27 protein-coding genes, 2 pseudogenes and 1 riboswitch are annotated in these 26,594 nt (G+C 41.9%); of the genes and pseudogenes, 15 read left to right on the top strand and 14 right to left on the bottom strand.

Going from position 1 to position 26,594, the window contains the following annotated elements; genetic code table 11:
• The first annotated feature begins 15 nt into the window (after positions 1 to 15).
• Positions 16 to 462, top strand: a complete 447-nt coding sequence (locus B5D77_RS15915) for a DUF29 domain-containing protein (protein ID WP_106909180.1) — start codon at positions 16 to 18, stop codon at positions 460 to 462.
• A 53-nt stretch (positions 463 to 515) separates the two neighbouring features.
• Positions 516 to 1,583 (top strand): ribonucleotide-diphosphate reductase subunit beta, encoded by a 1,068-nt coding sequence (locus tag B5D77_RS15920; RefSeq protein ID WP_172969278.1) that lies wholly within the window; start codon positions 516 to 518, stop codon positions 1,581 to 1,583.
• A gap of 401 nt (positions 1,584 to 1,984) precedes the next feature.
• Here the strand turns inward: B5D77_RS15920 and B5D77_RS15925 are convergent, their stop codons facing one another.
• Positions 1,985 to 2,905, bottom strand: a complete 921-nt coding sequence (locus tag B5D77_RS15925) for an NAD(+) kinase (RefSeq protein ID WP_106909182.1) — start codon at positions 2,903 to 2,905, stop codon at positions 1,985 to 1,987.
• A 393-nt stretch (positions 2,906 to 3,298) separates the two neighbouring features.
• Between B5D77_RS15925 and B5D77_RS15935 the strand changes: the two genes are divergently transcribed.
• Complete coding sequence (locus B5D77_RS15935) at positions 3,299 to 3,838, top strand: phycobiliprotein lyase (RefSeq protein WP_002738011.1); 540 nt, start codon at positions 3,299 to 3,301, stop codon at positions 3,836 to 3,838.
• Positions 3,839 to 3,925: 87 nt separating this feature from the next.
• Here the strand turns inward: B5D77_RS15935 and thiC are convergent, their stop codons facing one another.
• Both thiC and B5D77_RS15945 read right to left on the bottom strand, forming a co-directional pair.
• Complete coding sequence (thiC, locus tag B5D77_RS15940) at positions 3,926 to 5,308, bottom strand: phosphomethylpyrimidine synthase (protein WP_002781074.1); 1,383 nt, start codon at positions 5,306 to 5,308, stop codon at positions 3,926 to 3,928.
• Between the two features lie 8 nt (positions 5,309 to 5,316).
• A riboswitch (TPP riboswitch) is annotated at positions 5,317 to 5,413 on the bottom strand.
• A 217-nt stretch (positions 5,414 to 5,630) separates the two neighbouring features.
• Positions 5,631 to 5,837: pseudogene (locus B5D77_RS15945) on the bottom strand (transposase); the annotation flags it as partial.
• Between the two features lie 316 nt (positions 5,838 to 6,153).
• Here B5D77_RS15945 and B5D77_RS15950 point away from each other — a divergent pair.
• Positions 6,154 to 7,377, top strand: coding sequence for an RNA-guided endonuclease TnpB family protein (locus B5D77_RS15950; RefSeq protein ID WP_106909184.1), 1,224 nt, complete (start codon positions 6,154 to 6,156; stop codon positions 7,375 to 7,377).
• A gap of 47 nt (positions 7,378 to 7,424) precedes the next feature.
• On the opposite strand, the gene B5D77_RS15955 is transcribed toward B5D77_RS15950, so the two are convergent.
• Positions 7,425 to 8,600, bottom strand: a complete 1,176-nt coding sequence (locus B5D77_RS15955; protein ID WP_106909185.1) for a transaldolase — start codon at positions 8,598 to 8,600, stop codon at positions 7,425 to 7,427.
• 209 nt (positions 8,601 to 8,809) lie between these two features.
• Here B5D77_RS15955 and rpmI point away from each other — a divergent pair, with 209 nt between their 5' ends.
• The 3 genes from rpmI to B5D77_RS15970 are packed head-to-tail and all read left to right on the top strand — an operon-like array spanning position 8,810 to position 10,362.
• Positions 8,810 to 9,013 carry a 50S ribosomal protein L35 gene (gene rpmI, locus B5D77_RS15960; protein WP_002740108.1) on the top strand — a complete coding sequence of 68 codons (204 nt, stop codon included), beginning with the start codon at positions 8,810 to 8,812 and terminating at the stop codon, positions 9,011 to 9,013.
• Positions 9,014 to 9,044: 31 nt separating this feature from the next.
• Entirely contained in the window at positions 9,045 to 9,392 is a 348-nt protein-coding gene (gene rplT, locus B5D77_RS15965; RefSeq protein WP_002739593.1) for a 50S ribosomal protein L20, read from the top strand.
• 13 nt (positions 9,393 to 9,405) lie between these two features.
• Entirely contained in the window at positions 9,406 to 10,362 is a 957-nt protein-coding gene (locus tag B5D77_RS15970; protein WP_002772048.1) for a PhoH family protein, read from the top strand.
• A 162-nt stretch (positions 10,363 to 10,524) separates the two neighbouring features.
• On the opposite strand, the gene B5D77_RS15975 is transcribed toward B5D77_RS15970, so the two are convergent.
• The gene (locus tag B5D77_RS15975) at positions 10,525 to 11,445 is read right to left on the bottom strand and encodes a hypothetical protein (protein WP_106909186.1); all 921 of its coding nucleotides are present in this window, start codon (positions 11,443 to 11,445) and stop codon (positions 10,525 to 10,527) included.
• 165 nt (positions 11,446 to 11,610) lie between these two features.
• Here B5D77_RS15975 and B5D77_RS15980 point away from each other — a divergent pair.
• From B5D77_RS15980 to B5D77_RS16000, 5 genes and pseudogenes are all read left to right on the top strand, one after another.
• Positions 11,611 to 11,811 (top strand): annotated as a pseudogene (locus B5D77_RS15980) (PhoH family protein); the annotation flags it as partial.
• Between the two features lie 24 nt (positions 11,812 to 11,835).
• The gene (locus B5D77_RS15985; protein WP_002755861.1) at positions 11,836 to 12,804 is read left to right on the top strand and encodes a cysteine synthase A; all 969 of its coding nucleotides are present in this window, start codon (positions 11,836 to 11,838) and stop codon (positions 12,802 to 12,804) included.
• Positions 12,805 to 13,029: 225 nt separating this feature from the next.
• A complete protein-coding gene (locus B5D77_RS15990) occupies positions 13,030 to 13,308 on the top strand; it encodes a hemolysin XhlA family protein (RefSeq protein WP_004162819.1) in 279 nt (92 codons plus the stop codon).
• 8 nt (positions 13,309 to 13,316) lie between these two features.
• Entirely contained in the window at positions 13,317 to 14,714 is a 1,398-nt protein-coding gene (locus tag B5D77_RS15995; protein ID WP_106909187.1) for a tetratricopeptide repeat protein, read from the top strand.
• Entirely contained in the window at positions 14,711 to 15,967 is a 1,257-nt protein-coding gene (locus tag B5D77_RS16000) for an ATP-binding protein (RefSeq protein WP_002775660.1), read from the top strand. Before B5D77_RS15995 ends, B5D77_RS16000 begins: the two co-directional genes overlap by 4 nt.
• Here the strand turns inward: B5D77_RS16000 and B5D77_RS27765 are convergent.
• From B5D77_RS27765 to B5D77_RS16030, 6 genes are all read right to left on the bottom strand, one after another.
• On the bottom strand, positions 15,949 to 16,077 hold the full coding sequence (locus tag B5D77_RS27765) for a hypothetical protein (protein WP_256386945.1): 129 nt from the start codon (positions 16,075 to 16,077) through the stop codon (positions 15,949 to 15,951). The two genes, B5D77_RS16000 and B5D77_RS27765, sit on opposite strands and share 19 nt — an antisense overlap.
• Positions 16,078 to 16,205: 128 nt before the next feature.
• The gene (leuS, locus tag B5D77_RS16005; RefSeq protein ID WP_072024812.1) at positions 16,206 to 18,758 is read right to left on the bottom strand and encodes a leucine--tRNA ligase; all 2,553 of its coding nucleotides are present in this window, start codon (positions 18,756 to 18,758) and stop codon (positions 16,206 to 16,208) included.
• Positions 18,759 to 19,455: 697 nt separating this feature from the next.
• Positions 19,456 to 19,692 (bottom strand): hypothetical protein, encoded by a 237-nt coding sequence (locus B5D77_RS16015; protein WP_159036971.1) that lies wholly within the window; start codon positions 19,690 to 19,692, stop codon positions 19,456 to 19,458.
• A gap of 112 nt (positions 19,693 to 19,804) precedes the next feature.
• Positions 19,805 to 20,137: a phospholipid-binding protein gene (locus tag B5D77_RS16020; RefSeq protein ID WP_008206333.1), complete on the bottom strand. Its 333-nt coding sequence runs from the start codon at positions 20,135 to 20,137 to the stop codon at positions 19,805 to 19,807.
• Positions 20,138 to 20,159: 22 nt separating this feature from the next.
• The gene (locus B5D77_RS16025; RefSeq protein WP_008206332.1) at positions 20,160 to 21,089 is read right to left on the bottom strand and encodes a CoB--CoM heterodisulfide reductase iron-sulfur subunit B family protein; all 930 of its coding nucleotides are present in this window, start codon (positions 21,087 to 21,089) and stop codon (positions 20,160 to 20,162) included.
• A 291-nt stretch (positions 21,090 to 21,380) separates the two neighbouring features.
• Positions 21,381 to 21,731 carry an STAS domain-containing protein gene (locus B5D77_RS16030; RefSeq protein WP_106909190.1) on the bottom strand — a complete coding sequence of 117 codons (351 nt, stop codon included), beginning with the start codon at positions 21,729 to 21,731 and terminating at the stop codon, positions 21,381 to 21,383.
• 358 nt (positions 21,732 to 22,089) lie between these two features.
• Here B5D77_RS16030 and B5D77_RS16035 point away from each other — a divergent pair, with 358 nt between their 5' ends.
• The 3 genes from B5D77_RS16035 (at position 22,090) to B5D77_RS16050 (ending at position 24,340) form a co-directional block, all read left to right on the top strand.
• The gene (locus B5D77_RS16035) at positions 22,090 to 22,284 is read left to right on the top strand and encodes a hypothetical protein (protein WP_008206328.1); all 195 of its coding nucleotides are present in this window, start codon (positions 22,090 to 22,092) and stop codon (positions 22,282 to 22,284) included.
• 419 nt (positions 22,285 to 22,703) lie between these two features.
• Positions 22,704 to 23,048 carry a hypothetical protein gene (locus B5D77_RS16045; protein WP_008206324.1) on the top strand — a complete coding sequence of 115 codons (345 nt, stop codon included), beginning with the start codon at positions 22,704 to 22,706 and terminating at the stop codon, positions 23,046 to 23,048.
• Positions 23,049 to 23,125: 77 nt separating this feature from the next.
• Positions 23,126 to 24,340, top strand: a complete 1,215-nt coding sequence (locus B5D77_RS16050; RefSeq protein WP_008206323.1) for a DUF790 family protein — start codon at positions 23,126 to 23,128, stop codon at positions 24,338 to 24,340.
• A gap of 102 nt (positions 24,341 to 24,442) precedes the next feature.
• Here B5D77_RS16050 and B5D77_RS16055 read toward each other — a convergent pair whose 3' ends face one another.
• From B5D77_RS16055 to B5D77_RS16060, 3 genes are all read right to left on the bottom strand, one after another.
• Entirely contained in the window at positions 24,443 to 24,904 is a 462-nt protein-coding gene (locus B5D77_RS16055; RefSeq protein WP_008206322.1) for an Hsp20/alpha crystallin family protein, read from the bottom strand.
• A 200-nt stretch (positions 24,905 to 25,104) separates the two neighbouring features.
• Positions 25,105 to 25,230 carry a hypothetical protein gene (locus tag B5D77_RS27770; RefSeq protein WP_256386882.1) on the bottom strand — a complete coding sequence of 42 codons (126 nt, stop codon included), beginning with the start codon at positions 25,228 to 25,230 and terminating at the stop codon, positions 25,105 to 25,107.
• The gene (locus B5D77_RS16060) at positions 25,214 to 26,593 is read right to left on the bottom strand and encodes a hypothetical protein (protein ID WP_008206321.1); all 1,380 of its coding nucleotides are present in this window, start codon (positions 26,591 to 26,593) and stop codon (positions 25,214 to 25,216) included. Before B5D77_RS16060 ends, B5D77_RS27770 begins: the two co-directional genes overlap by 17 nt.
• Position 26,594: the final 1 nt, after the last annotated feature.

Raw genomic sequence — 26,594 nt, forward strand, 5'->3', positions numbered from 1 at the left:
GTGAAGTGGGTAATTATGGAAAAGAAATTATACGAAAAGGACTACTATCTCTGGTTAGAGAAAACAATTAATTTACTGGAAAATCGCCAGTTTTCCGATTTAGATTTAGAGAATTTAATTGAAGAAATCAAATCTATGTCTATCAGTCAACAGAAAGCATTAAAAAGCAATCTGACCGTGATTTTATGGCATTTACTAAAATACTTACAAGAGCCAGAAAAACAAACCAGAAGCGGGGAATTAACCCTTTTTGAGCATCGCGAAAGAATCGAAGAAGATTTAGAAACTAGCCCTAGTCTTAAGATTTTTTTAACAGAAGAAAATTTAAAAAAATGCTATAACAAAGCCAGAAAAAAAGCCGCTATTGAAACAGGGATAAACCTCGATAAATTCCCGAAGGACTGCCCATTTACTTTGGCAGAAGCCCTAGATTTTGAATTTATTCCTAATCAAACCATTTGACTTTTTACCGAAAACCTACTATAACCTAAAAGTGCCATAATATCCAAGTAATCATGTCCTTACATTTAGTTAATTCTTGCCATTCGATGCCCATTTCCCCCATCTTCAATCCGGCCGGAGATGATGCGATCGAAAACCGTTCGATCTGGTTTGGTAACACCACTAACCTGATGCAATTAAACGATGTCCGCTACACCTGGGCGGTGGGTTTATATCAACAAATGCGCGAAAATTTCTGGATTCCGCAACGCTTAGATATCACTCAAGACGTGACTGAATACGGGCATCTTACCGATGAAGAAAGATATGCTTATGATGGTATTTTGTCCTATCTAACTTTTCTTGATTCCGTACAAACCTGTAATATTCCCCACCTAAAAGGTAGCGTCACTGCGCCAGAAATTAGTCTTTGTATGGCGGAACAAATTTCCCAAGAAGCCATGCACAATCAAAGTTATCAATACTTAATTGAAACCATTATTCCCTCGGATCGCAGAGGTGAAGTTTATGACTTTTGGCGCACCGATAAAGTTCTCAGGGATCGCTGTGAATTTATTGCTAGTCTCTACCAGCAATACATCGACAAACAAACTACTGAAAGCTATTTTATCGCCCTTCTTGCCGACTATTTACTGGAGAGTTTGTATTTTTATAACGGCTTTATCTTTTTCTATAATCTTGCTTCTCGACAGCTAATGTCCGGTAGTGCTGACGTTTTCAAAATGATCAACCGGGACGAATTAAGTCACGTCCGTTTGTATCAAAAACTTATTCCCGAAGCCATGGCAATTTTTCCCCATTCCGTTGAACAGATTTATGAGATGTTCGATAGTGCCGTTAAACACGAATGTCGCTGGACTAATCACATTGTTGGCAACGACATTTTAGGTATTACCGAATACAGTACCGAACAGTACACCAAATACCTCGCTAATATTCGACTAAAAGCGATCGGACTTGAGCCTTTATACAGGGAAGAAAAGTATAAAAAAAGTCCCTATACCCATCTGGAACGCTTCTCCGATACCAAAAAAGAAGGCCACACCAAAGCGAACTTTTTTGAAGCAACCGTTACCAGTTATGTTATGTCTTCTGGCTTAACTGGATGGGATGAAATTTAAAATTTACGGGACAAGAATAACCCAATTTCTTACCATAAAGTGGCAATTTTGTCAAATATTTTGACAACTTTTGACCCTCTATTCGCTGGGGTGCAAGGGGCTTTTTGCTCCTTGCACCCCGCTCAACCTTTAACGATCCCTACTGGCATCTCGGTAATTATAAGTAGGGCTGGCTGAATAATGGTAAAACCCTTGTTGGTTAAGACTTTTAGAGTTTTTGTAAATCAAAAAGTGCCAGCCATTGGAGTGATCGGGGGGAAAATTCAGGGACTTTTTCCCTGAAAATTAGGTAATTGACCCCCTCAAAATCGGTAAAACCCTACACCCCACTTGCCCCCCCGATGTCGGGGGGGTTGGGGGGGCCACACCCTGTCCCCACGAAAAACTTTTTGCCGCAAACCCTAATTATGACGATTGCCATCATAATGAATTCTCGCCCCGGCCCATTGCAATTTTTCCTGTAGAGTCTGATAAAAAGAATAGCTTTCCCGCAGGATAATAAATTGGGCGAATTTTTCAGCTTTGGTAACTCCCACCCATTGCCCAGGCCAAATGGAAGTGGCCAAAGCGCCATCCATCCAGAGTTTAGTATTTAATTCGTAGTCTCCCAGAGGCCAAATACTGACCAGGGATGCCGGGGGAATGACAATCGGCCGACTGGAGAGACTCAAGGGACAAATCGGGGTGACAGCAATCGCTTCCATGCCGGGGTGTATAATCGGGCCATTAGCGGAAGCGGTGTAACAGGTGGACCCCGTGGGAGTAGCCACTAATAAACCGTCTCCTTGGTACTGATCTACTATTTCCCCGTCCACCTCGATTTCCAGGATCGAGGTGGGCATCCTATCGATACTAGCGGGTTTCACACACATCTCATTCAGGGCATAAAATGCCTCGCTCACTGCCTGCGGGTTTCTTTTATCCCCTTCATAGATTCTGGCCGTTAACATCATCCGTTGTTGTACCGCATAGTGGTCCGATTGTAAACGCTCCCAGACCGTCTCTGTATCTTGGAAAACCTCAAAAGGTTCCGTTAAAAATCCCAGATGGCCGCCGACATTCACCGCTAAAATCGGAATGTCTTCCTGAGCTAAATAGCGAGCGGCGGCCAAAATGGTTCCATCTCCGCCCAAAACGATGGCAAGGTCGATTTTTCCCGATGCTGAGGCTAAAAATACCGGATAGGGATTATCTTTAAAGCCACTGGGTCCCATTAAAACTTTACACTGACGGGCTTCTAACTGTTTAGCGCATTTTTCCGCCCATGCTTTACTTTGGGGATGGTTGGCCTTGTGAGCGATGATGACTTGTTTTAACTGCACGGAGTTGAGACCTTGTTCGGCGGTTCTATATTTTTAACAATAGCAAGACCGGGCAGATCGGGTAAAAAGTAACAGGTAAAAAGGGGGTTGGGGAAGTGGGGAAATGGGGAAGTGGGAAATGGGGAAATGGGAAATGGGGAAATGGGGAAGTGGGAAGTGGGGAAGTGGGGGAATTTCAACTAAAACCCTAAAACCCCAAAACCCCCCGCAACGCGCACGCAGTGACCACCCTATCTCCTGCCTCTTGCCTCTTGCAAGAGTGCCTCATCTCAACTGGCTATTTAAATACTTAACAGCTTATAATTCTATTAAGATGTGTAACAATTCTCTGGCAAGCTCTTGACAAAGGATAACAAATCTGCTCTCCCAAAAAACAGGAAAGGTTTTATTTCTATGACATTAATTCAAACCGCCCAATTATCGCTAGAAACTTTGGCTTTAGCCTTTTTTAAGCAGACAGAAGGACGCTGGCAATCCCAGAGACGTTATTACACCCTCACCCAAGAAACGGAACCCCAAGAAGTTATCAGTGCCATCGAGATTAAATATTTACCCCAAGGCAGCGAACCATTAATTCAACTGGCCCGTTTACATAATCTGGAAGATACAACCTTATTAGGTGGCACGGAAGTGACTTGGCAAAGTAATTATCTCCGTCCCCAGAGTAAAAAACCCTCCAACGGTTCCACTATATTCGGTATTTTAGATAATATTCTCTATCGCGATCGGGGATTTGCGACGGATAAACCCGTTAGTGCCATTTATACCTTTCCTAACCCCTCTACTCTCTGTCTGAGAACAGAATACGCCGGTTCTGTCTTTGAAGAAGAAATTAAACTCATCGGTCAACAATATCGCACCCGACAAACGATTATCTCTCGCGCCGGTCAAGAATTGATGATCGGTCAATATCTAGAAAAACGGGTCAATTAATCAAAAAAATGGCGGCTATTCCCATAATTTTGACTTTTATCCTAGGAATAGGGCTGAAATCAAGTCAGCCCTTCCAATAACTCCCCTTTAAACTGGGGTTAAATTGTCCTGATTCTGACTAGCGAGAAACTTCTCTAATTCCGTAATTGCATCGGCATCGACCTTAGTTTGCATCGGACAGAATTTCGGTCCACACATCGAACAAAACTCCGCAGTCTTATAGATATCTGCGGGTAAAGTCTCATCGTGGTATTCCTTAGCGCGATCGGGATCCAAAGATAACTGAAATTGACGATTCCAATCAAAATTATAACGAGCAATGGAGAGTTCGTCATCACGATCGCGCGCCCCGGGACGATGACGGGCGATATCTGCCGCATGAGCCGCTATTTTGTAGGCAATTAAGCCATTTCGCACATCTTCAGCGTTGGGTAAACCGAGATGTTCTTTCGGGGTGACATAACATAACATCGCCGTCCCGTACCAACCCGCCAGAGCCGCCCCGATCGCCGAAGTGATATGATCGTATCCTGGGGCAATATCAGTGACAAGGGGACCGAGAACATAGAAAGGTGCTTCGCTACACTCCTCCATTTGTTTTTTCACATTAAACTCAATTTGATCCATGGGAACATGGCCAGGTCCTTCCACCATCACCTGTACATCGTGTTCCCAAGCGCGGCGCGTCAGTTGCCCGAGGGTTTTCAATTCCGCTAATTGGGCCGCATCGGAAGCATCGTGGGTACAACCGGGACGCAGGGAGTCACCAAGACTAAAAGAAACGTCATAACGCTTGAAAATCTCGATAATTTCATCGAAATGGGTGTAGAGAGGATTTTGCTTGTGGTGGTGCAGCATCCACTTGGCAATAATACCACCACCCCGGGAGACAATCCCAGTCAGACGAGTTTTGACTAAAGGCAGATGTTCGATGAGGATTCCCGCGTGAATCGTCATGTAATCCACCCCTTGCTGGGCGTGTTTTTCGATAATGTGGAGGAAATCTTCGGCGGTGAGTTTTTCAATATTGCCGTGAACACTTTCCACCGCTTGATAGATGGGTACAGTACCGATGGGGACGGGAGAAGCATTGATAATCGCGGTGCGAATTTCGTCCAAATTACCGCCACCAGTGGAAAGATCCATCACCGTATCCGCGCCGTATTTGACCGCTAGGTGTAATTTTTCCAGTTCTTCGTTAATATTCGAGGAGTTAGGGGAAGCCCCGATATTAGCATTAACTTTACACTTAGAAGCAATACCGATCGCCATGGGTTCGAGGTTGAGGTGATTGATATTAGCGGGAATAATCAGTCTTCCTCGGGCGATTTCGCTGCGAATCAATTCGGGAGAGAGATTTTCCCGTTTTGCCACATAAGCCATCTCTTCGGTAATTATCCCCTGACGGGCGTAGTGCATTTGCGATACATTTGCCTGTCCGCGCCGGGGGGCAACCCATTCTTGTCTCATAATTTTATTTCCTCTGTAAACAGCTTCCCTACGCTGGAATTACCCAGTCTCAGGTTCTAAGGGTCTTTCTCAGCCTGATTATCCCAGACACCCCTAGCTATGACGGCAATTGTACCACTGTTGAGGACTGAGGAGATAAAGCTTAAGATTGTTGTTTGATTGGGCAGTTAGGCTAAAACCCACTTAGACCCCCTACACTAGAAATAGTAATTTTAGAAAAATCCCCGGTGATTCAGAAGCAGTTCCCTGTCTCAAGGTCGCGAGAGGACTCCCGTTAAACCGCTACGCGGTTAACTGGATATGAATCGCCACCAGAATGAAACTAACGCGGTAGGGTCTCCACTTTCCGGGAGTTTTGGTTCTCGACGTATTTTTTTAGTTGTTCGACGGTAACGCCGCCACAACTAGCCACGAAATAAGCTCCCGTCCAAAAATAGGGTTTGTTGTCGAAATACTCGGCCGCCAAATACGGAAATTCTTGTCTAATTAAGCGACTACTAACTGTTTTAAGGTTAGCGATTAGTTTAGTCCATGATTGTAATTATAGCGTTTCCTGTTCGCAAGAGATACATTATCGATGGTGAAAAGCTTAATTAGCAAAGGTTAAACTGTGCCACACAGGTGTGAGAACCGCTATAGTTGATATCCTAGGCAGTAAGTGTTATAATTTAACGGCTCTCCCAGGTTTGGTGGGTAAAATGTATTCTAAGATACATTCCTTCTAGCGAGGGAGTGGAAGGAACCACAGAGACACAGAGGACACAAAGATCGATCCTATGTAAGTTAAACTGATCACACAGAACCTAGAAGAGCCATTTAACTATACATCACGCTCACGAAAGACAGTGATAACGCTTACCTACCAGTACAAACTAAAGGTAAACAGACAACAGGAACGGGAGATAATCCACATTCTTGATGTTTGCAAAAGCGTTTATAATTACGCTCTTTCAGAACGGAAAGATTGGTTAAACTCTCGAAAGTGTCTTGCGGATCGCTGTTCGTTAGTTTCCGAGTACATAATTCCTGCGGATGAACCCTATCCAAATTACTTCGTTCAAGCTAAAAATATAACGGAAGCTAAAAAAGTTTACCCGATATTAAAGACGATTAACGCTCAAGTCTTACAGCAAGTCTTAAAAACTGTAGATAAAGCTTTTGACCAGATAAAATCGAAAGGCTTCGGCTTTCCTAGATTTAAGAAAAAGATGCGAAGTTTTGTTTTCCCCGCGCTCTCAAAAAGCTTTCTAGGTGACGAATACTTAAATTTTCCACAATTGGGAAAAATTCGGATTAGGAAATCCAGAAAGTACCCGCCCTGGTTCGAGCCTAAACAAGCTCGAATTATCCAAAAAGCGTCGGGATTTTACGTTTCGGTTTCCTTCCAATCTACGGAATTAGTTCCCGATATGACAGTTGGGAAAACCTGTTTAGGAATTGACGCGGGGATTGAGAGTTTTGTCGCTACTTCACGGGGAGATTTAATCAAAGCCCCTCGATTTTTGTTAAAAGTACAGAGTCAGCTTAAATTGCTACAAAGACGCTTGAAACATCAAGTCAAAGGCTCAAACAATTGGTTAAAACTCCAAGAGAAGATAGCAAGATTACACGAAAAAGTGTCTAATACTCGCAGAGATTGGCACTTTAAACTAGCTCATGATCTTGGTGATCTTGCTGATAATATCTTTGTCGAAGATATTAACTTCATTTCCTGGTCTAGAGGGATCGTTAGAAAACAATCTCTGGATTCGGGCATCGGTAGTTTTATTAACGAGATACTACCGTTTGTCGCTTGGAAACGGGGAAAATATTATCTTAAAGTCGATAAAAACGGAACTTCCCAGGAGTGTCCGAATTGTGGCGCAATTACTGGCAAAAAAGCGTTATCGGAAAGAGTTCACCGGTGTGATTCTTGCGGCCACATTGAACCGAGAGATACGGCATCAGCAAAGGTAATCGAGAACCGAGGAAAAAACGCGGTCGGACTGACCGTGTTAGAAAACGCTCGCGTAGGCGGTCGGTTGGGGGTCGTTCAGTTAAACCTGTTTGATCTAGTCAAGAGCAGATGAACCAAGAATCCCACGCTAAACCGCTCGCGCGGTTTAGCGGGGGAGAGTCAAGCTTCCACTAAACGAAAAGCCGCACCCAAACCGACAGCGATCTCATCGGGAGAAATTCTGCCATCATGGTTAATATCGATCGCATCGAATACCGCATCGGTTCCCGCCCATTCTTCCCGGGTGATGAAACCATCCCCATCATGATCATAGACTCGGAAAATATCTTCGGCGGCGTGTTCGAGGGTTGACTGACCTTCCAACTGGGTTAAACGTTGAATCAGCAATTGTTCCAATAATTCTAAAGCTTTGGTAAAACCTTGAATACCTTCCGTTAGTTTTTCGGAAGCCATGGCATCTTCGGCGTGCATTTTCGCAAAAGTCGCTTGATCCATGGCAATTTTGACCAGATCAAGGGTTGCGGCCTGGTCTGGATCGAGCTTACGGGGTAAATCGGCTTCTGTCCCTTGCAATTGTTCGAGAAGTTTCGGGGAAATGGTTAAAAGATCACAACCGGCTAACTCGCAAATTTCGCCGATATTGCGGAAACTTGCCCCCATAACTTCGGTTTTATAGCCAAACTTTTTATAGTAGTTATAGATCTGGGTAACGGATTGGACTCCTGGATCTTCAGCGCCAACGTAGTCTTTACCAGTTTCTTTTTTATACCAATCGAGAATCCGACCGACAAAGGGAGAAATTAAGGTTACTCCCGCTTCCGCACAGGCAATCGCCTGATGAAAACCGAATAATAGGGTTAAATTACAGTGAATTCCCTCTTTTTCGAGGACTTCTGCGGCTTTAATCCCTTCCCAAGTCGAGGCAATCTTAATTAAGACTCTTTCTCTAGAGATACCCGCTTGTTCATACTGGGAAATGAGATAACGGGCCTTGTCGATGGTAGCTTGGGTATCGTAGGAAAGACGGGCATCTACTTCGGTGGAGACGCGGCCGGGGACGATTTGCAGGATTTGCAGACCAAAACCGATGGCTAGGCGATCAAAAGCTAATGTGGCCACATCTTCCGGGGTGGCCTGCTTTCCCAATTCTTTTCTGGCCGCTTGCAGGGTTTGATCGACAATCGGCCGATATGGGGGCATTTGGGCCGCGGCCGTAATCAGGGAGGGGTTAGTGGTGGTATCCTGGGGGGTAAAAGCTTCGATCGCTTGGATATCGCCGGTATCGGCAACAACCACTGTAAATTGGCGTAATTGTTCTAGTAGGGTTTTAGCCATAACTTCTCCAGATGCGTGTTAACGCGAGACATTATCTGGATCTTAGCGATTCGATCGAAAGGAAGGGGAAAATTCCCGATTGATTTAATTCCCAAGCATGAACCAGGCCAAAGTGGGGATAAGCGCAGCAATCTTGGGGCCACTTCTTGCCCAAAGTCCTCTATTTGTGATATTATTAGTGATTGTGTCGATTTAATAAAAGGGAGTTTATGCCCAAGCTAAAAACGCGAAAGGCGGCGGCCAAACGATTTGAGGCCACGGGAAGCGGCAAAAAAATCAAACGTCGCAAAGCCTTCAAAAATCATCTACTCGATCATAAGAGTGCCGAACGCAAGCGCCGTCGTTTGTCCCAGATTACCCTAGTGGACGAGCGCGACGAGAAGGAAGTGCGCTTAATGTTGCCCTATTTGTAAATTTTCCAGAAAAATTGTCTAAAGGATTATCATGTCTAGAGTAAAACGGGGGAATGTCGCCCGCAAGCGACGCAAAAAAGTTCTCAAATTAGCCAAAGGTTTTCGCGGTTCCCACTCGCGCTTATTCCGTACCGCTAACCAACAGGTAATGAAGGCCTTGCGGAATGCCTATAGAGACCGTCGCAAACGTAAACGCGATTTTCGTCGTCTTTGGATTACCCGCATTAACGCGGCTGCTCGTCAACAGGGCATCAGTTACAGCCAACTAACCGGACAATTAAAGAAAGCTAATATCCTCCTCAATCGGAAAATGTTAGCCCAATTAGCCGTCCTCGATCCCGTCGCTTTTGCTAAAGTGGTAGAAACAGCCAAAGGATAATTTAGCCCCGAGCATGACGGAAACTTGGCAAACGATTCAATTCCCCAGTTCAGAAAGTGCGATCGCTTTAGCGGGTCATCAAGAAGCTAACCTCAAATTGATAGCCAGGCAAACTGGGGCGAATTTAGTCCTCAGAGGCATGGAATTGCGGATTGCGGGACAACCAACCCCGGTGGAGCGTGCCACAGCGATTGTGCGCTCCTTAAGTATTTTATGGCAAGAGGCCAAGTTAATCGCCGAAGCCGATATTATGACCGCTATCCATGCCCTCGATACGGGGCGTTCTAGCGAGTATAAAGAACTACAGCAGGATATTCTCGCCCGTACCCGTCGCGGGGAGCTAATTCGGGCGAAAACCTTCCGTCAGCGTCAATATATTCAAGCGATTCAAAGTCACGATATCACCTTTTGTATTGGACCTGCCGGCACGGGGAAAACCTTTTTAGCCGCCGTTTTGGCCGTACAGGCTTTATTAGAAGATAAAGTAGAACGGATTATCCTCACCCGGCCAGCCGTGGAAGCGGGGGAAAAATTAGGCTTTCTCCCGGGGGATTTACAGCAAAAAGTCGATCCTTTTTTGCGTCCCCTCTACGATGCTTTATACGAATTTATCGAAGCGGCCAAAATTCCCGACCTGATGGAACGGGGTAAAATCGAAATCGCACCCTTAGCTTATATGCGGGGACGAACCCTAGCTAATGCTTTTGTTATCGTTGATGAGGCCCAAAATACCACCCCAGCACAGTTAAAAATGGTCTTAACTCGCTTGGGATTCGGTTCGCGCATGGTAGTAACTGGAGATGTCACCCAAACCGATTTACCCCAACAACAGGAATCGGGGTTAATTGCCGCTCAAAAAATCCTCAAATCAGTAGAAGGGATTGCTTTTTGTTACCTATCCCGGGCCGATGTGGTGCGTCATCCCCTAGTACAAAAAATCGTCTCAGCCTACGAACAGCACGAAAAATAACCGATTGTTGAGATAGTCCCACATCTACCATTGGGTTAGAAGTCATTATTGAGGAGACAGAATTCAGGAGTCAGCTTTTTTCTCCCCTCTCCCCACTACCCCACCCCCTGCTCATAGACAGTCTTAACAAGTAATTTAGATACACCAACAGCCGCTCAGTTATTAGTATTCTCCCCCATCATTTTTTTTCTGGTCTAAAAGATGATTATAGATCACACTTTTGAGAGATTGCCAAAAAGGAACTAATAAAATATTCAGAAGTACAAAAACAGTAATCATACCATAGGAAAACATCGCCATTTGTCGGAAAAAAAGAGGATTTTCCGTGAGCGTTTGCCAGTCCTCTACCGATTCCAAACTACTATAAAAAGAGGAAAAATTAACCCAAAGGGGAATTGAAGCCAAAGCTACTGACAGAAGATAAACTGGAATAATTAATAAACTGGCAATAAATATCACTCCCACAATTCTCCACGCCGAGTTTTTAGTTAAATGCCAAGCTCTCTTGATTGCTTGCCAACTGCCTAAATTATCTTCAATTATTAAGGGCAATTCGGCAATGCAAATGCGAGCAGATAACCAAAGGAAGAAAAAAGGAAGACAGAAAGAAGCCAGTAAAATAAGCAATACACCAAGGATGGGGATAAAACTGACTAGCATCAGAGGCAGCATTATCGGCAAGATTATTGCCGCTCCTAACAAACCGATCAAAACCTGCATCCACCACAAGCGCCACATTTTAGGCTTAACTTTTTTTTCCGCTTGTCCGGCAGTTTCTGGCTGATAAATGATGTCTTGAAAAGCTAATCGTGAGATAACCGCATTATTGAAAAGATACTTAGCAGCCGAGAAAATTTGTATCGGGAAAATAAATAAACGTAAACCCATATCGCTGCCTTGTTCGGGGGTAATTGTTTGATAAAGTAATTGACTGAGAATTAATTGCAAAACTAAGGGAAGAAGCGACCACAAACAGGCGCGGACAGCAAAGAATACATAAGTTGGGAAGCGATCACGATAAAGACGGAGGGCAGTATTAATCGTATTGCCAATATTCAAAGGATCGAGGGAATTGTTAGTCACGGTGGGACTCCTTACAGAATGCCACCACTATATTAGGTTAAGTAACTAATAACAGCTAAAAACTTCCAATTTAATCAATATTTCCAGCTAAGACAACAATTTTGCTAAAGTGGTAGAAATTGACCAACGATTCAATTCCCCAGTGGAGAAAGTGCGATCGCATTGATGGTCTTAACTCGCTTGGGATTCGGTTTGCGCATGGTAGTAACCGGAGATGTCACCCAAACCGATTTACCGCAACAACAAGAATCGGGGTTAATTGCCGCTCAAAAAATCCTAAAATCAGTAGAAGGGATCGCTTTTTCTTACCTATCGCGGGCCGATGTGGTGCGTCATCCCCTAGTACAAAAAATCGTCTCAGCCTAGGAACAGCACGAAAAATAACAGATTATGGATATTAAAAATGGTTTCGTCGATGCGGTGGGTAATACTCCCCTAATTCGTCTCAATAGTTTTAGCGAGGAAACCGGCTGCGAGATTCTCGGTAAGGCCGAATTTCTTAACCCCGGTGGTTCGGTCAAGGATCGGGCCGCTTTATATATTATTCAAGAAGCGGAAAAAGCCGGTACTCTCCAACCGGGGGGAACCGTTGTCGAAGGAACCGCCGGCAATACTGGCATCGGTTTGGCCCATATCTGCAATGCTAAAGGTTATAAATGCCTGATTATCATTCCCGATACCCAATCCCAAGAGAAAATCGACCTATTGAGAACCCTTGGTGCAGAAGTGCGTACTGTTCCCGCCGTTCCCTACCGAGATGCCAATAATTACGTTAAATTATCGGGGAGATTGGCCAGTGAGATGGAAAATGCTATCTGGGCTAATCAATTCGATAATCTGGCTAATCGTCGCGCTCACTACGAAACCACCGGCCGGGAAATCTGGGAACAAACCGACGGTAAAATTGACGCTTGGGTGGCTGCCACGGGAACTGGGGGAACCTACGCGGGGGTGGCGATGTTTTTAAAAGACCAAAATCCCCAGGTGCGTTGTGTGGTGGCGGATCCGATGGGTAGCGGTTTATATAGTTATGTGAAAACCGGGACAATTACCCTGGAAGGTAGTTCAATTACTGAAGGAATTGGTAATAGTCGTATTACGGCTAATATGGAAGGCGCACCCATAGATGATGCCATTCAAATTGATGATCCCACTGCCATTAAAGTTGTTTATCAACTATTACAAAAAGATGGTTTATTTATGGGGGGTTCTGTGGGTATTAATGTCGGTGCTGCCGTAGCTTTAGCTAAACAAATGGGACCGGGCCACACCATAGTTACTGTTCTTTGTGATGGTGGGTCCCGTTATCAATCTCGTTTATATAATCCTCAATGGTTGGCTGAGAAAGGATTGGCTTAAATTGTTGTTAGGGTTAAGTCAGCCTTCAGCTAGATTAAGGCGATGAAACCCGAATCTTACAGGACAATAAAGAATTATCCCAGCGGGGATTAGTGGAGATAATGGTAGGGGGAGGGCAACAATGAGGGAAGGCAGCAAGGGAAAATGAGGCGCTTCGGTTGGGCAAACACTTAAGATAAGATAGACAACAATGCTGATAACTATCATTATTAGGAGAATCATTAGATGTCAGTTACTATTGAACAAGACCTCAAGGAAATTTTAGGTTCAATTAATCAGAAGTTGGATAATCTACAAAAAGATGTTATGGATATTAAAATAGTACAGGCAAGATTAGAGGAAAAAGTCGATAGTTTAGAAAAAGATATTGAAGGGGTAAAAGAAGATACAAAAGAATTAAAAGGCTCTCAGAAAGCCCAGATTTGGACGTTAATCGGCATCTTGGGAACAGCTTTAATAGGAACAGTGATTCGCTATATTATTCTCCCTTTTCCTCAATCATAATTAAGACAATGAACGAAGAAAGTAGCCAAGCCTACCTAAACCTGATTAATCAGCTATTATCCTGCAATGATGGCGATGAACCCCGAATATTACAGGAAAATCGGGAACTATTGGATCAGAGTTTGGTGACAGAATTATTAAAAGTAGCGGATAATCTAAGGGTAAGAAGCGATCTCAATAATGCGAATCGGTTAATGAATATTGCAGGAAATTTGCTACAAAGCTATTCTTCTTCCTCTATAAATACAGAAACTAACTACTTCAATTTCTTAATCGAGACATTACAAAAAATCTCTGAAAATCCTAATCCTCAATTAATTTATCCCTTCTGGGCGCAAAATCTTGATAAATTGGATGATAATTTAGCGCAAATTCTAGACAGTCGGGTGAGAGAGATATTAACGCAAGTCACGCCAGAACAAGCCCATTCTATCGCTTTTATTATTGCCAATTTCAGTAACTTAATTGCACAATTTCCCCTCGGTAACATCGCCACCCACAAAGAAATTGCCATCACGGGTTATGAAATAGCCTTAACTATGTTCACTTTTGACGCATTTCCTCAAGAATGGGCAGCGACACAGAATAATCTCGCTGCTGTTTACTATTCCAGAATCAGAGGGGAGAAAGCCGACAATTTAGAAAAGGCGATCGCCACTTTAAATGAAGCCTTGAAAGTTTATACTTTTGACGCATTTCCCCAAGAATGGGCAGCGACACAGAATAATCTTGCCTTAGCTTACAGTAACAGAATCAGAGGGGACAAAGCTGAGAATTTAGAAAAGGCGATCGCCACTTTAAATGAAGCCTTGAAAGTTTATACTTTTGACGCATTTCCCCAAGATTGGGCAATGACACAGAATAATCTTGCCTTAGCTTACAGTAACAGAATCAGAGGGGACAAAGCTGAGAATATAAAACAAGCAGTCATGTGTTATCAAAACGCTTTACAAGGATATGAAACCGCAGGAGATTTCCTGAATGCCGCAGAGATGGGGTTAACATTAGGTAAAATTAAAGTAGATCGAGGAGAATGGTATCAAGGATTAGCTTATTTAGAAAAAAGTCTTAAAATTTATCGTCAATTTGACGATCTCAAAAGTCGTGCTGATACCATTTATCAAATTGCTCATACCCATCACCTAATTGGAAACCATGAAAAAGCCTCTATTTATTATCGGGATGCTTTGCGCTTTTATGAATATCTAAAACATGATAGAGGTGTTGCCTTTTGTCAAGCAAGTTTAGGAAGACTCATGTTGCAAATTGGTTTTGTCGAAAAAGCTGAAGAATTATTAAAGAAGGCTACTTTTATTTTTAAAGAACTGAATAATGAACAAGAAATTGCTAAAATAGCAGAAGTTCTGAATTGCCTTGCCAAAATTAAGGAGAAACAAGCTGTATGAATGAAGCAGATCGCATTTGGGATGAATTAGATAATATCTATTCTCAATGGGGAATAACAGAAATTCCTTTTTCTGAAAGTGCTTCAACATTGAGGGAATCGCAGTTAAGAAAAGTTTTTACTGGGAGAAGTCAAGAATTAAAACCAGTTTTCAGCTTATTAAAAGGAAAAGAGCGTAAAAGATTGTTAGTTTACGGTTTGATTGGTATTGGGAAAACGGCATTTATTTTAGAAATTTTAGATGTTCTAAAACGTAAAGCAACTAAGACTTTAACTGCCTATATCAGTTTGCCAGCTAATACAGATTTAGCTACGATTGCATTAATTGCTTTAGCTCGTGAAATGAAAGAAGATGAATGGGCGCAACAATTCTTAAATCAAATGGGATTAATTTCAGCCCAACCTTTAAGACAACGAGAGAATACAGCTAAATTTGGAATTGCAGGAATTGGTGCAGAATTAAAAGAAAAAAGTATTGATATTAATAAACCACTCTTTCCTGAACTTAGTTTTGAAGACTTATTAAAAAGAGCATTAAAAAAATATGAGCGAGTGATTATTGCTGTTGATGACTTAGATAAACAAGATCCTGCAACTGTAAAACAATTACTTTTAAACGCTCAAGGAATGCTAAAATCAGGAGCATGGTTTATTTTGACCGGTCATCCTTCGGGTTTAACCAGAGATATTTTAATTAGTGAAAGAGGATTATTTGATTTTGCGATTAAATTAGAACCTCTTGAACAATCTGTTATGTATGAAATGCTGGTTAATTACCTTAACAGTGTACGTTCTCAAGATTGTCAATATTCGGTAAAAGATCCCCAAGCAGTTAAACCTTTTACACCAGATACAGCTAAGATGTTGTGTGAGAGATCTAATGGTGTTCCGCGTTATTTAAATCGTTTAGGTAGCTATATTTTACAGAAAGCATCTGAATTAAATGCCGAAACTATTACACCTCAAATCTTAGAAGAAGGATTTATTTATGCTGACCAACAAATGCGAGGTCTGCCAGGATTAACCCCAGCAGATTTTATGTTGATAGATTTAATTCTAGAAAGGGATAAATTATCAGATGAAAATATTACTTTAGAAGATTTACAAAAGTTGCAAGTTCAAGAATTTAGTGAATTACTTCCAATTATTGACAAATTAGTAGAATTAGATTTAATTAGAAGATTGCCTAATGACCAAGCTATAGAATTTGCCTTAACTCCATTATTATTACCTTCTCAAGAAACGCAAAAATAAATCGGCATATCGTCGCCATCTAAAGCAGCGATCGCACTTAGATTATCTGCCAATTCAGCGCGAAACTGGGCAATTTCTTCGGGAGTAACTTTAGTTGATTCAATCTCCATAGGTTGTTCTTATTTACAGACAATACTGATTGTATAGTTTCTATTTTGCCATCTAAAGTGTTAATCTAACTGGTCACTGATAACTGAAAAGGTTCTTAATTCCCTACCATTGTGATAATTGCTGTCATTTAAACCACGACAAAATTAACTAATTTGCCCGGGACAACAATCACTTTTTTGATTTCCTTACCCTCTAAATAACGTTGGGCGATTTCTGATTCCAGGGCGAGGGTTTCTAGGGTGCTTTTATCGGCACTAGCGGGAACTTGTATCGTGCCTCTGGTTTTTCCCAAAATTTGGATGACAAGGGTAATCTCGTCCACAATAAGGGCAGTAGGATCAACTTTTGGCCAGGGTTGCAGGTGAATTGATTGGCTATGGCCTAAAGCTTGCCATAATTCTTCGCTAAGATGGGGAGCAAAGAGGGAAAGTAAGATTAATAGGGTTTCGATTCCTTCCCGATAAATGGGGGATGCAAAACACTTATTATCCCCTAAAGCGTTACTGAGTTTCATCAATTCGGAAATGGCGGTATTAAATTGATAATCTCCTTCTAAATCCTCGGAGATTTCTTTAATAGCGGTGTGAATTGCCCGTCTTAAATCTTTGTCAGTTTTCGAGAAAGTTTCTATTTTTTTGACTTGCTTGGGTTTATTTTCAATATATTCGCTGACTAAACGCCACACCCGATTAAGAAAGCGAAATTGTCCTTCTACCCCCGCATCATCCCACTGTAAATCTTTTTCTGGGGGTGCAGTAAAAAGTATAAACATTCGGGCAGTATCAGCCCCATATTTTTCGAGAACTTTCAGAGGATCAACGCCGTTATATTTCGACTTAGACATTTTTTCAAAGAAGAAAGATAGAACTTCTCCCGTGTCTTTATCGCAATATTTATCCTCTTTATAGATAACATTTTCTGCGGGGACATATTTGCCAGTTTCGGGATTTTTGTAGGTTAATCCCTGTACCATTCCCTGGGTTAACAGACGGTTAAAAGGTTCATCGACATTAACTAAACCTCGGTCCCTTAAAACTTTGGTAAAGAAACGAGAATAGAGTAAATGTAGGATAGCGTGTTCGATTCCTCCGACGTATTGATCCACGGGCATCCAATCATTAACCTTCTCGAATTGAAAGGGTATATCTTCATTTTTAGCATCGGTATAACGGAGGAAATACCAACTAGAATCGATGAAAGTATCCATGGTGTCTGTTTCCCGTTTTGCGGGAGTTCCACAGCGAGGACAATCCACATTTACCCAGTCTTCTAACTTAGCTAAAGGAGAAGCACCTCGACCGCTAAATTCGACATTTTCCGGTAAAGTAACGGGTAAATTATCGATAGGTACTGGTACGGTTCCACAGTTAGGACAGTGGATAACTGGAATCGGACAACCCCAATATCTTTGACGGGAAATTAACCAATCCCGGAGACGATATTGTATTCTAGCTTTGCCGTAACCTTGGGCAGTGGCATAATCAATAATAGCGGTTTTTCCTGCTGTAGAATGCAGACCATTAAATTGAGCGGAATTAATCATAATTCCCGCTTCTGTGTAAGCATCTTTTAACTCAATTTCGCCACTTTCTGGAGTAATAACTATCTTAATTGGCAGGTTATTTTCCCGAGCAAATTTAAAATCGCGACTGTCGTGAGCCGGGACTCCCATTACTGCACCAGTACCGTATTCGTAGAGGACATAATCAGCAATTAAAATCGGAATTTCTTCACCAGTAAAAGGATTAATTGCCAGTCCTCCGGTTTTAATACCGCGTTTGGGTTTATCTTCGGCAGTTCTTTCTAATTCGCTTTCGCTGGCTATCTCTTGAATAAAAGTTTCTACGGCCGATTTTTGTTCGGGAGTGGTAACTTGTAAAGTTAAGGGATGTTCGGGAGCAAGTACTACATAAGTCACTCCATAAACCGTATCGGGACGAGTGGTAAAAACGGCAATTTTTTCTGTGGAGTTAACAAGAGGAAATTCTAAATAAGCACCTACCGATTTACCAATCCAGTTGGCCTGCATGGTTTTAACCCGTTCTGGCCAACCGGTAAGCTTATCTAAATCAGTGAGTAATTGTTCGGCATAATCGGTGATTTTTAGGAACCATTGCCGGAGTAATTTTCTTTCTACTTTAGCACCCGATCGCCAAGATTTTCCTTCACTATCTACCTGTTCATTGGCCAAGACAGTTTGATCGATAGGATCCCAATTCACTGCCGCTTCTTTTTGGTAGGCTAATCCTGATTCAAAAAACTGTAAAAATAGCCATTGGGTCCAACGATAATATTCCGGGGAACAGGTGGCAACTTCTCTTTCCCAATCGATAGATAATCCTAACTGTTGTAATTGCCGTTTCATCTGGGCAATATTTTGGTCTGTCCATTTTGCCGGAGGAACTCCCCTTTCAATAGCGGCATTTTCTGCGGGTAATCCGAAAGCATCCCACCCCATGGGATGCAGCACGCGATAACCCTGCATTCTTTTCAGACGGGCAATCACATCGGTAATAGTATAGTTGCGAACGTGACCCATGTGCAGGTTGCCCGATGGATAGGGGAACATGGAGAGGGCGTAAAATTTCGGTTTATCGGCGTTTTCTGGGGTTTTGTCCAATCCCATTTGCTGCCAAATCTTCTGCCATTTCTGTTCGATTTCTGCGGGGTTGTACGGCACTGGGGTCTTTTCTCCTGAGTTTTATCTATCCTTCCTATTTTACAGCAGCCGGCTGGGGGCGATTGCCAGTCTTGGGGCTATCCACCCTAGCAAAAACCCTCTCGGTTTTAGTGGTTAATTTGCACGGGGAATATTAAACCTCTTGCATAATTAACTTGTGAGGGTTCAAAAACGTCAAAAATAAGGATTAAATCGCATAAAATCTGTAAATAGACCATTTAACTGATTATTATTTCATTCTTAATTCTCCTGACTACTGACTACTGGCTACTGACTAGAAAATAGAAGCTGAAATAACGCCAATTCGTCGATCATAAGCTAAGACGCATTTAAAGCACTTATTCTTAAGATTAGCCGAATCTCCCCCAATCCCTTTACTGTTGCCTCTTGCCTCTTGCCTCTTGCCTCGTCTCAACAAGCAATTTAAATGCTTAACAGCTTACTAAATCCGTTGAGTATAAGCTACATATCAGGAGAGGTACTCCTGCAAGTGGAGTGACTCTTAAATTATTACAGATGTGTCAGCAGCTGCGTGTAAGCATCCCACCGAAAAACTAATGCGCGGGGGGTTTGGGGGCGGCGCCACGCCCCCAACGGGGGGTTTGGGGGGTAGAACCCCCCAAAAGCTTGGATTGAGCGATAAAGTCGGAAGTAATACTAAATCCCTTGAGTCTAGGCTACATATCAGGAGAGGCACTCATGCAAAAGGGGGAATAAATAATCCGTTTTTAATAACCAGATTTAGGATCAGAATATTTTCATGTTTGGCGGTGTAACTTGTTGCATCAGGACTGACTCCTAACCCTAACAACAATTTTTGATTTTGGCTCTTCGTTACTTGGTATGGTTCGATAGGGGGGCATAAATCGACTAAATCCTTATCTGGCAAGAGACTTAATTGATTAGTTCGCTCTAGAGCAAAAACAATTGACAAAAATCGCTAAATGCCTTTCTCTATAAGGGTTCCATCCCTTATAACCCCCGTCCATTGCATAACACAAACCGAAGAGCCTTGATTTTTACAAGAGGTTAACAGCCGTTCGACTTCACCCAATAGTTACTTGACTGCTATCGACGCTGGTTGCCCCAGGGACTTTACTGGCAATTGCTACCATTTTATTTAAAGTCGCCTGATGGGAAACCCTGCCTTTTAGTACAACTTTACTGCCAGTTTGAGCGACCCACAATTTGTCCTCATCAGCTAAATCCGGTGTCTCGTCAAAAGCTAAAACTACTCGTTTAGCTAGGCCGCTTTCGTCGTATTTTCCGTCTAATCCGACTCTTTCGGGGGGAATACCGGCAGCAGCGGCCTTCCCTGCGATCGCACTAGCGGCATTGACCGGTTTATCTAAGCCAAAAATTCTTTTTAACCAATCCATTGCTAACACTCCTGATTGAGTTCTAAAACCCCAATTTCTTTAAGAGGGATTTGGTGGAAACGATGTGTCGATCTAATCCTAAACGATCGGGACTGACTCCCACCGCTAAAGCGACTAATTGGGAAAAATGTAATACAGGTAAACCTAAACTTCGACCGATCACTTTTGCCACTTCCGGTTGTCGGGAATCAAGATTAAGATGGCATAAAGGACAAGGGGTGACTAAACAATCGGCCCCGGCTGCCATGGCTTCTAAAATGTGTTTTCCTGCCATTTGGAACGATTGGGTGGTGGCATAACTGGACAGGGGCCAACCACAGCATTGAGTGCGTCCTTGATAATAAATCGGATTGGCCCCCAAGGTCCGAAAGACGTTTTCTAGAGATTCCGGCTGAAAAGGATTATCGTAGGGGAGAGTATCCTGGGCCCGCAGGAGATAACAACCATAAAAACCAGCACAATTTAAGCCTGATAAGGGACGAACCACCTTGGCCGCCAGATTATCTAAGCCATAATCGCCCACAATTGCCCAGAGTAGGTGCTTAACCGTCGTCGTACCTTGGTAGGGGGAACAATGTTCTTTCTGTAAATAATTATTAACTTCCTCAACATAATTGGGATTATTATGCTTTGCTTCCTTCAAGCGCTCATCCACATGACCGATCACTCCTTGACAGGTGCTACAGTGAGTCAACAGGGGTAAATTGAGGGCTTCCGCTAGGGCAATATTACGCGCATTGACGGCATCTTCCAACAGTTGCGAATCTTCCTTATAGGTTCCCGAACCACAACAGGCAGCTTTTTTGAGTTCGACTAAATTAATCCCCAAAGCTTCCGTCAGGGCTGCCGTGGATAAATATAGTTCCCGACAGGCACCTTGGGCGACACAACCGGGAAAATAAGCATACTGGAGATTTTTGACTGTCATGGATTCTAGGAAATTACTACTCATTACCTATCTACCATCTTGCCCTCCTTCCCCTCTGTCATCACTAAAGTCATGGAATTTCTTAATAGACAGTCTTTTGTGAGCTGCTCCCAACAAGTCCATGGTAGTTTGCCCCTAGAAATAATATCCAAAAAGGAGGAGAGCCATCTCAACAGTATAATGGCTCTCCTTGAGAAAAATTGTTGTCCTGAGGAGTCGGTTGGATAAATGGGAAGATAGCCAGCCAAGGGGTGATTCCCAGGTAAATTCAGAATTTAGCCGAGAAATTGCGACGAGAAACGCTATTTTGTCTGCTTACGCCGCTTGGGGGAGGGTGATAACAGCATCAAAGTCAGCACGGCTAGGGAAAATCGAGAGAACCCGATCGAGTTGGGTTAATTCAAAGATAATCTTGACTGAAGGTGGAATAGAACAAATATTGAAGGATTTTTCTTGACTTTGAGCCAGACGAAAGGCGGTAACTAAAGCCATTAATCCAGCGCTGTCGAGGAATTCCACCCTACTCATATCCACGAGAAAAGTGATACAGCTATTCTGGTTCACCAGATTGGTGAGCTGCTCTTGAAATTCTAGGACGTTGGCGGCGGTAATATAGCCTTTTGGCTCAAATAGAGCAATTTCTGGGACTTTTACAGGGCTTTTCATGGCTGGGCTTTGAAATTCATAAATGAACCTTTTAACTGGAAATCAGATACCGCTATTATGTCCTAACTTTCTGATTTTGCAACCCCGGTCTGGATCAATTTTCTCTCTCCTGAAAAGATTAATCTTTTTTTAATCTTCGACCCTGTGGCAAAGAACCAGTTCTGGGTTAACCTTGGTATCTGGGGGTAAAAGGGAACAGTGATCAGGACTTACTGGGGTAAACATCAGGGGAAAGTCGTTAGGTTTAAGCTCTAATCCCGAATTACTGATGATGACCCAATATCCTACTGGTGTTTTTGCTGAAATAAAGTAAAGCAGGATACGGAAATTAGATTTATCGAACTAGAGTAAGAAAATCGTGGATACCAAGCCGACTATCCGCCAATTAGTGGAACAAGCCCTATATTATCGTCAAATCACGCCAGAAATCGAGAACGGAATTAATGAACTCCTCGCTCGTCTTGGTTACGTTTCCGATGTGGATTATGAGGCCCTAGAGTTACTCATGGATGAAATGGACGAGGGCCGGATTAATCTCGTTCCGCGTCGGTAACTTCAGTTATCAGTTATCAGTTATCAGTTATCAGTAGAGAAAGACATTGCTGCGATTTTTGTCAATTGTTTTCGCTCAAGAACGAACGCATCAATTAAGTATCTTACCAGATAAAGATTTGGTCGATTTAAGCCCCCCGATCGAACCAGACCAAGTAACGAAGAACCTCACTGGTACCAAATCCGTTTTTAATAGTGTGATTAACTCTCAAGTTATGAATTGTTTCTCCCCACACCCCACACCCTACACCCTACACCCCACACCCCACTATCCTATACTTTTTAAACAGGATTTAGTATGATTACTGATTACTGTTTACTGTTTACTGATGACTGAACAATCCGCCAAAACCCAATTTCCCCAAATTTCCCCAAATTAATATAATTAACTTCAGGCTTTCTCTTAACCTGATTTTTTCCATGATTCCTTTAACTCTTAATCTCTTGCAAGGTTCCGTTACTTTTCGTTTCAGTCCCAGTGCTGCTCTGGATTTGCAAAGGGAAATTAACATTTTACTCGATCGACTGAAAGCGATCGCCAGTAATGCCGCTAGTGGGGGTAAACCCCAACCCCAAAAACCGCTGGAATATCAGCACACTGGTGATGTATTTCTGGAAGTGTTTTGTAATCCCAATATTTATCCGAGTCCTTTTTCGGCTAAAGTTTTGTTAACGGTTCGTGACGATCGCCTACGCTTAACCACAGAAGCAGAATTAACCCGTGTGATCGAAGATTTAGAGCGTTATCTCGACCAAAATAGTTAGAAGCGGGGGATTTTTGGGGTTTCGACTTTCCTTGTCGTCCCACCTCTCCCCATCTGATTATTCTTCTCTAGCTTGCCATGTTACCGACCGATTTATTGATTTCCCGTCAAAATGGCGAGACAATTATTCCTAAACGCTTACCGCTCGCTGCCGATTATCTGGCGATCGCCAAAGAACAAATCACCTGTTTTCAGGAAAGTATCGGTGAAACGAAAGGAGAATTAAGCCAAAAACTCCTAATCTTAGAGGGAGACAGTCCCGATTATAAAATTAAACGGGGATTTGCTCACCTATTAACCAATCATTTTGCCACCTTTGAGATTATTAGTCCCTTAGAACCGCAGGAATTAAGAAAAAGAGTTTTTGAACAAGCGGCTAACTTTGTTCCTATTCCCCAAAATCGATCGCTAATTCTGGGAAAAATTGCCCAGCAACTCAGCCAAGAATTAAATCAAGAAATTTTTCCAGTAGCTCTAGAAAAAGGACTCTATGCTGATTTAGCAGAGAATAAAATTCTCACTCAATTTGATGCTCCCACCCCCGAAAACTTAATTCATCGTTTTAACCTCTCGCAAATTCAAGGTATTTTTTATCGGGCCAGTTATTTAATCATCAATGTCCACCGCAACGATCCGGGGGAATATAAATATCTCTTTCGCTATCTAAAACTATTTCGTTTAATGACTTATATCGAAGGGGATGCCGACACGGGATTTACTATTACTATCGATGGTCCCACCAGTTTATTTAAAGCTAATAGTCGTTATGGCATTGAAATCGCTAAATTAATTCCTGCCTTACTCCATGTGACTCACTGGAATTTGAAGGCACAATTACAGTATAAAGATTCCTATACAGGAACTATTAAAAAACAACAGTTCAATTTAGAGGATAACTGTGGTCTGGTCTCCCACTATTCCCCGGGTAAACCCTACGATAGTATGTTAGAGGAATCTTTCGCTAAACGTTGGTTACAGTTAAAAACTGAATGGCAACTAGAAAGGGAAGTGGATTTAGTGCCTTTACCCGGAGGAGTGATGATTCCCGATTTCCGTTTAGTGCATCCCGATGGTCGCGTTTTTCTCCTCGAAATTGTTGGTTATTGGCGACCAGAATACCTACAAAAAAAATTCTTGCAGGTCAAATCGGCCCAAGCAAATAATTTAATTTTAGCCGTATCGGAACGGTTAAATCTAGAAAAAGCTGGAGTTAAATTTCAAAATCTACCCGCTCAGGTTATCTGGTTTAAAGATAAATTATCACCCCAAGCAGTGTTAGAAGTTTTAAGTTAAAAGGTTAGGAAGCTAAAAGCGGAAGTATGATTTAATACTCCCGCTTTGGTTTAATCAGACTAGGTTAACTCTTTCGCTCAAGACCGGACAATGAGAGCTACATCATTGAGCAATGGCAGGATTGATGGACACTTTCACCACTTTATTTTTTTCTTCTTCCGCTTTCGGGAGGGTGAGATTGAGAATGCCATCTTTGTATTCAGCCGTCACGTTAGTGTTATCAACCTGAACTGGTAGAGGAATAACCCGATGGAATTTACCATAACGGAACTCAGTGCGGGTAAATCCTTCTTCTTCGGTTTTAATTTCCGATTTTCTTTCACCATTAATGGTCAGACTATCGGCTGTTACTTCCACGTTGAGGTCTTTGGCTTCCATACCAGGTATTTCCAGTTTAAGCTGAACTGCCTCTGGCGTTTCGGTAATTTCCGCCGCTGGGATGAAGGACAACCCCATTTTTTCGCCATTGCCTACATCAGTCGGCACGATACGGTCAAACAAGCGGTTCATTTCTTTTTGTAGGCTTTCTACTTCTCTGAAAGGTTCCCAACGTATAAGTGCCATATAAGTCACCTCCGAAGTTTTCTTAAGGCTAGAGATGTTGGTTTATCTCTACACTTTTAGGATAGATAAAAGATTCCCTGACTGGGGTAGGGTTTTCGGTATTGAGTTTTTCCAGATTCCCGTACTATCTCCTATACTAGGGTCTGCTGAAAAAGTTTTTCCTGGTGTGGGGTGTGGGGTGTGGGGTGTGGGGTGTTTTCTCAGTGAACTGATAACTGATAACTGATGACTGATAACTGATAACTGATAACTGATAACTGACTCCAACAACAAACTTTTTCAGCAAACCCTAATTGTTGTCTATTATTTTCATCGAAATAGAGCAATAACTCCTAAAATAACCCCTAGCAAGCCAATTAAGATGGCGAATATAACGGCTTTGCGATTTCTCTCTAGTTGGCGTGTTAAGTTTTTTCGTTCTTCCTGAAAACGATTCAGTCTGCGCTCAATTTCCTCTAACTTAATTTTTTGTTTCGAGTTCTTAGTCTCAAGATTTTGCAGATGAGATTTAAAAGTTTCTAAATCAGCTTGTATTGTATCTTTTTGCTTTTGCAAGGTTGTCTGAAATTCCTCTAATTTTTGATCATAGGATTCTACAATCTCAGAAATTTTTAAATAATTACTTTCAACAGCTAATAACTGTTCTAGCTTAACATCAAAACTATTAAACTTAGTTTGTAGTCGGTTAACTTGTTCTAATAAATCGATATATTTATTATCAATACTTTGTTCAAATAGCTTGCTTTCTTTCCTGAAAATTTTGTAAACGCTAAGATAATTATAATTAATTATTTTTCTGGGAATTAAGTTGTTCGCACCCGTTAATAAATATTTCGTTACATTATCAGAAATGGCGATTGATGATTTGAAAGTTTCTTCCATACTCTTATTGATCAAAAATGCTTGTTCATTGTAATCATCAAAGTTCGTTTTATTTAAATCATTAATTATACTAATAATACTATCTATAATTCTGTTAACTTGAGTGTATAATCTCAAATCGTTTATAAACATAAAGCTATGGCTAGGCATATTTTCTGATAAGAATTTCATGTTTTCAAGTATTGTTTTTAAATCTTTATCATTTTCTCCAAATTCATTTAAACAGTTTTGAAACATGAAAATATTGCTGTCTTTTATATTACTAACTATTGAAAAAAAAGAATCAATTTGATTTATATCTAAATGATGACTGAGGAGAGCAAAATGATAGTCTTTAAAGCAATTGTTGATTATATTTTTAGTGATGTCTTGACTGATTCGCCAAGTATCAGAATATAGGTCGTAGGAATAGATAACTATCGATTTTACTTCTGGGTAAAATTGTCGTAAAAAACTTAATAAACCAAGAGCTTCAGGTGCAGCACCCGCGCAAAATAAACAAACTTTGAGATGTTTTTTATCAAAAACTAGCTGCATCAAGCTGGGGTCTTTTTCTTGCAAGCTTTCCAAAACTCTATAAGTCATTTCTACATAATGAGGATAGTAAGCCAGTAAGTAAGCAGCCTGAGTGTTATAATTAGAATAATCTACACTTACATGATTAGTATGAAAACTACTTCTTAGTCGTTTAACATCAGGTTGCAAAGATTGTAAGTAAGATTTAATACTAAGACTTTTTCCCTGTAGTCTATTCAGATCAATTAAATTTTCGATAATTAAGTGGTATAAATTGTTAAGTTCGTTCATG

Source organism: Microcystis sp. MC19 (assembly GCF_003019735.1).
Classification (GTDB): domain Bacteria; phylum Cyanobacteriota; class Cyanobacteriia; order Cyanobacteriales; family Microcystaceae; genus Microcystis.

What these genes read in the sequence shown, in the direction of transcription:
- B5D77_RS15915 (WP_106909180.1), top strand. Translation starts at nt 16, where the DNA reads ATGGAAAAGAAATTATACGAAAAGGACTACTATCTCTGGTTAGAGAAA.
- B5D77_RS15920 (WP_172969278.1), top strand. Translation starts at nt 516, where the DNA reads ATGTCCTTACATTTAGTTAATTCTTGCCATTCGATGCCCATTTCCCCC.
- B5D77_RS15935 (WP_002738011.1), top strand. Translation starts at nt 3,299, where the DNA reads ATGACATTAATTCAAACCGCCCAATTATCGCTAGAAACTTTGGCTTTA.
- thiC (WP_002781074.1), bottom strand. Translation starts at nt 5,308, where the DNA reads ATGAGACAAGAATGGGTTGCCCCCCGGCGCGGACAGGCAAATGTATCG.
- B5D77_RS15955 (WP_106909185.1), bottom strand. Translation starts at nt 8,600, where the DNA reads ATGGCTAAAACCCTACTAGAACAATTACGCCAATTTACAGTGGTTGTT.
- rpmI (WP_002740108.1), top strand. Translation starts at nt 8,810, where the DNA reads ATGCCCAAGCTAAAAACGCGAAAGGCGGCGGCCAAACGATTTGAGGCC.
- rplT (WP_002739593.1), top strand. Translation starts at nt 9,045, where the DNA reads ATGTCTAGAGTAAAACGGGGGAATGTCGCCCGCAAGCGACGCAAAAAA.
- B5D77_RS15970 (WP_002772048.1), top strand. Translation starts at nt 9,406, where the DNA reads ATGACGGAAACTTGGCAAACGATTCAATTCCCCAGTTCAGAAAGTGCG.
- B5D77_RS15985 (WP_002755861.1), top strand. Translation starts at nt 11,836, where the DNA reads ATGGATATTAAAAATGGTTTCGTCGATGCGGTGGGTAATACTCCCCTA.
- B5D77_RS15990 (WP_004162819.1), top strand. Translation starts at nt 13,030, where the DNA reads ATGTCAGTTACTATTGAACAAGACCTCAAGGAAATTTTAGGTTCAATT.
- B5D77_RS15995 (WP_106909187.1), top strand. Translation starts at nt 13,317, where the DNA reads ATGAACGAAGAAAGTAGCCAAGCCTACCTAAACCTGATTAATCAGCTA.
- B5D77_RS16000 (WP_002775660.1), top strand. Translation starts at nt 14,711, where the DNA reads ATGAATGAAGCAGATCGCATTTGGGATGAATTAGATAATATCTATTCT.
- B5D77_RS27765 (WP_256386945.1), bottom strand. Translation starts at nt 16,077, where the DNA reads ATGGAGATTGAATCAACTAAAGTTACTCCCGAAGAAATTGCCCAGTTT.
- B5D77_RS16020 (WP_008206333.1), bottom strand. Translation starts at nt 20,137, where the DNA reads ATGGATTGGTTAAAAAGAATTTTTGGCTTAGATAAACCGGTCAATGCC.
- B5D77_RS16025 (WP_008206332.1), bottom strand. Translation starts at nt 21,089, where the DNA reads ATGAGTAGTAATTTCCTAGAATCCATGACAGTCAAAAATCTCCAGTAT.
- B5D77_RS16030 (WP_106909190.1), bottom strand. Translation starts at nt 21,731, where the DNA reads ATGAAAAGCCCTGTAAAAGTCCCAGAAATTGCTCTATTTGAGCCAAAA.
- B5D77_RS16045 (WP_008206324.1), top strand. Translation starts at nt 22,704, where the DNA reads ATGATTCCTTTAACTCTTAATCTCTTGCAAGGTTCCGTTACTTTTCGT.
- B5D77_RS16050 (WP_008206323.1), top strand. Translation starts at nt 23,126, where the DNA reads ATGTTACCGACCGATTTATTGATTTCCCGTCAAAATGGCGAGACAATT.
- B5D77_RS16055 (WP_008206322.1), bottom strand. Translation starts at nt 24,904, where the DNA reads ATGGCACTTATACGTTGGGAACCTTTCAGAGAAGTAGAAAGCCTACAA.
- B5D77_RS16060 (WP_008206321.1), bottom strand. Translation starts at nt 26,593, where the DNA reads ATGAACGAACTTAACAATTTATACCACTTAATTATCGAAAATTTAATT.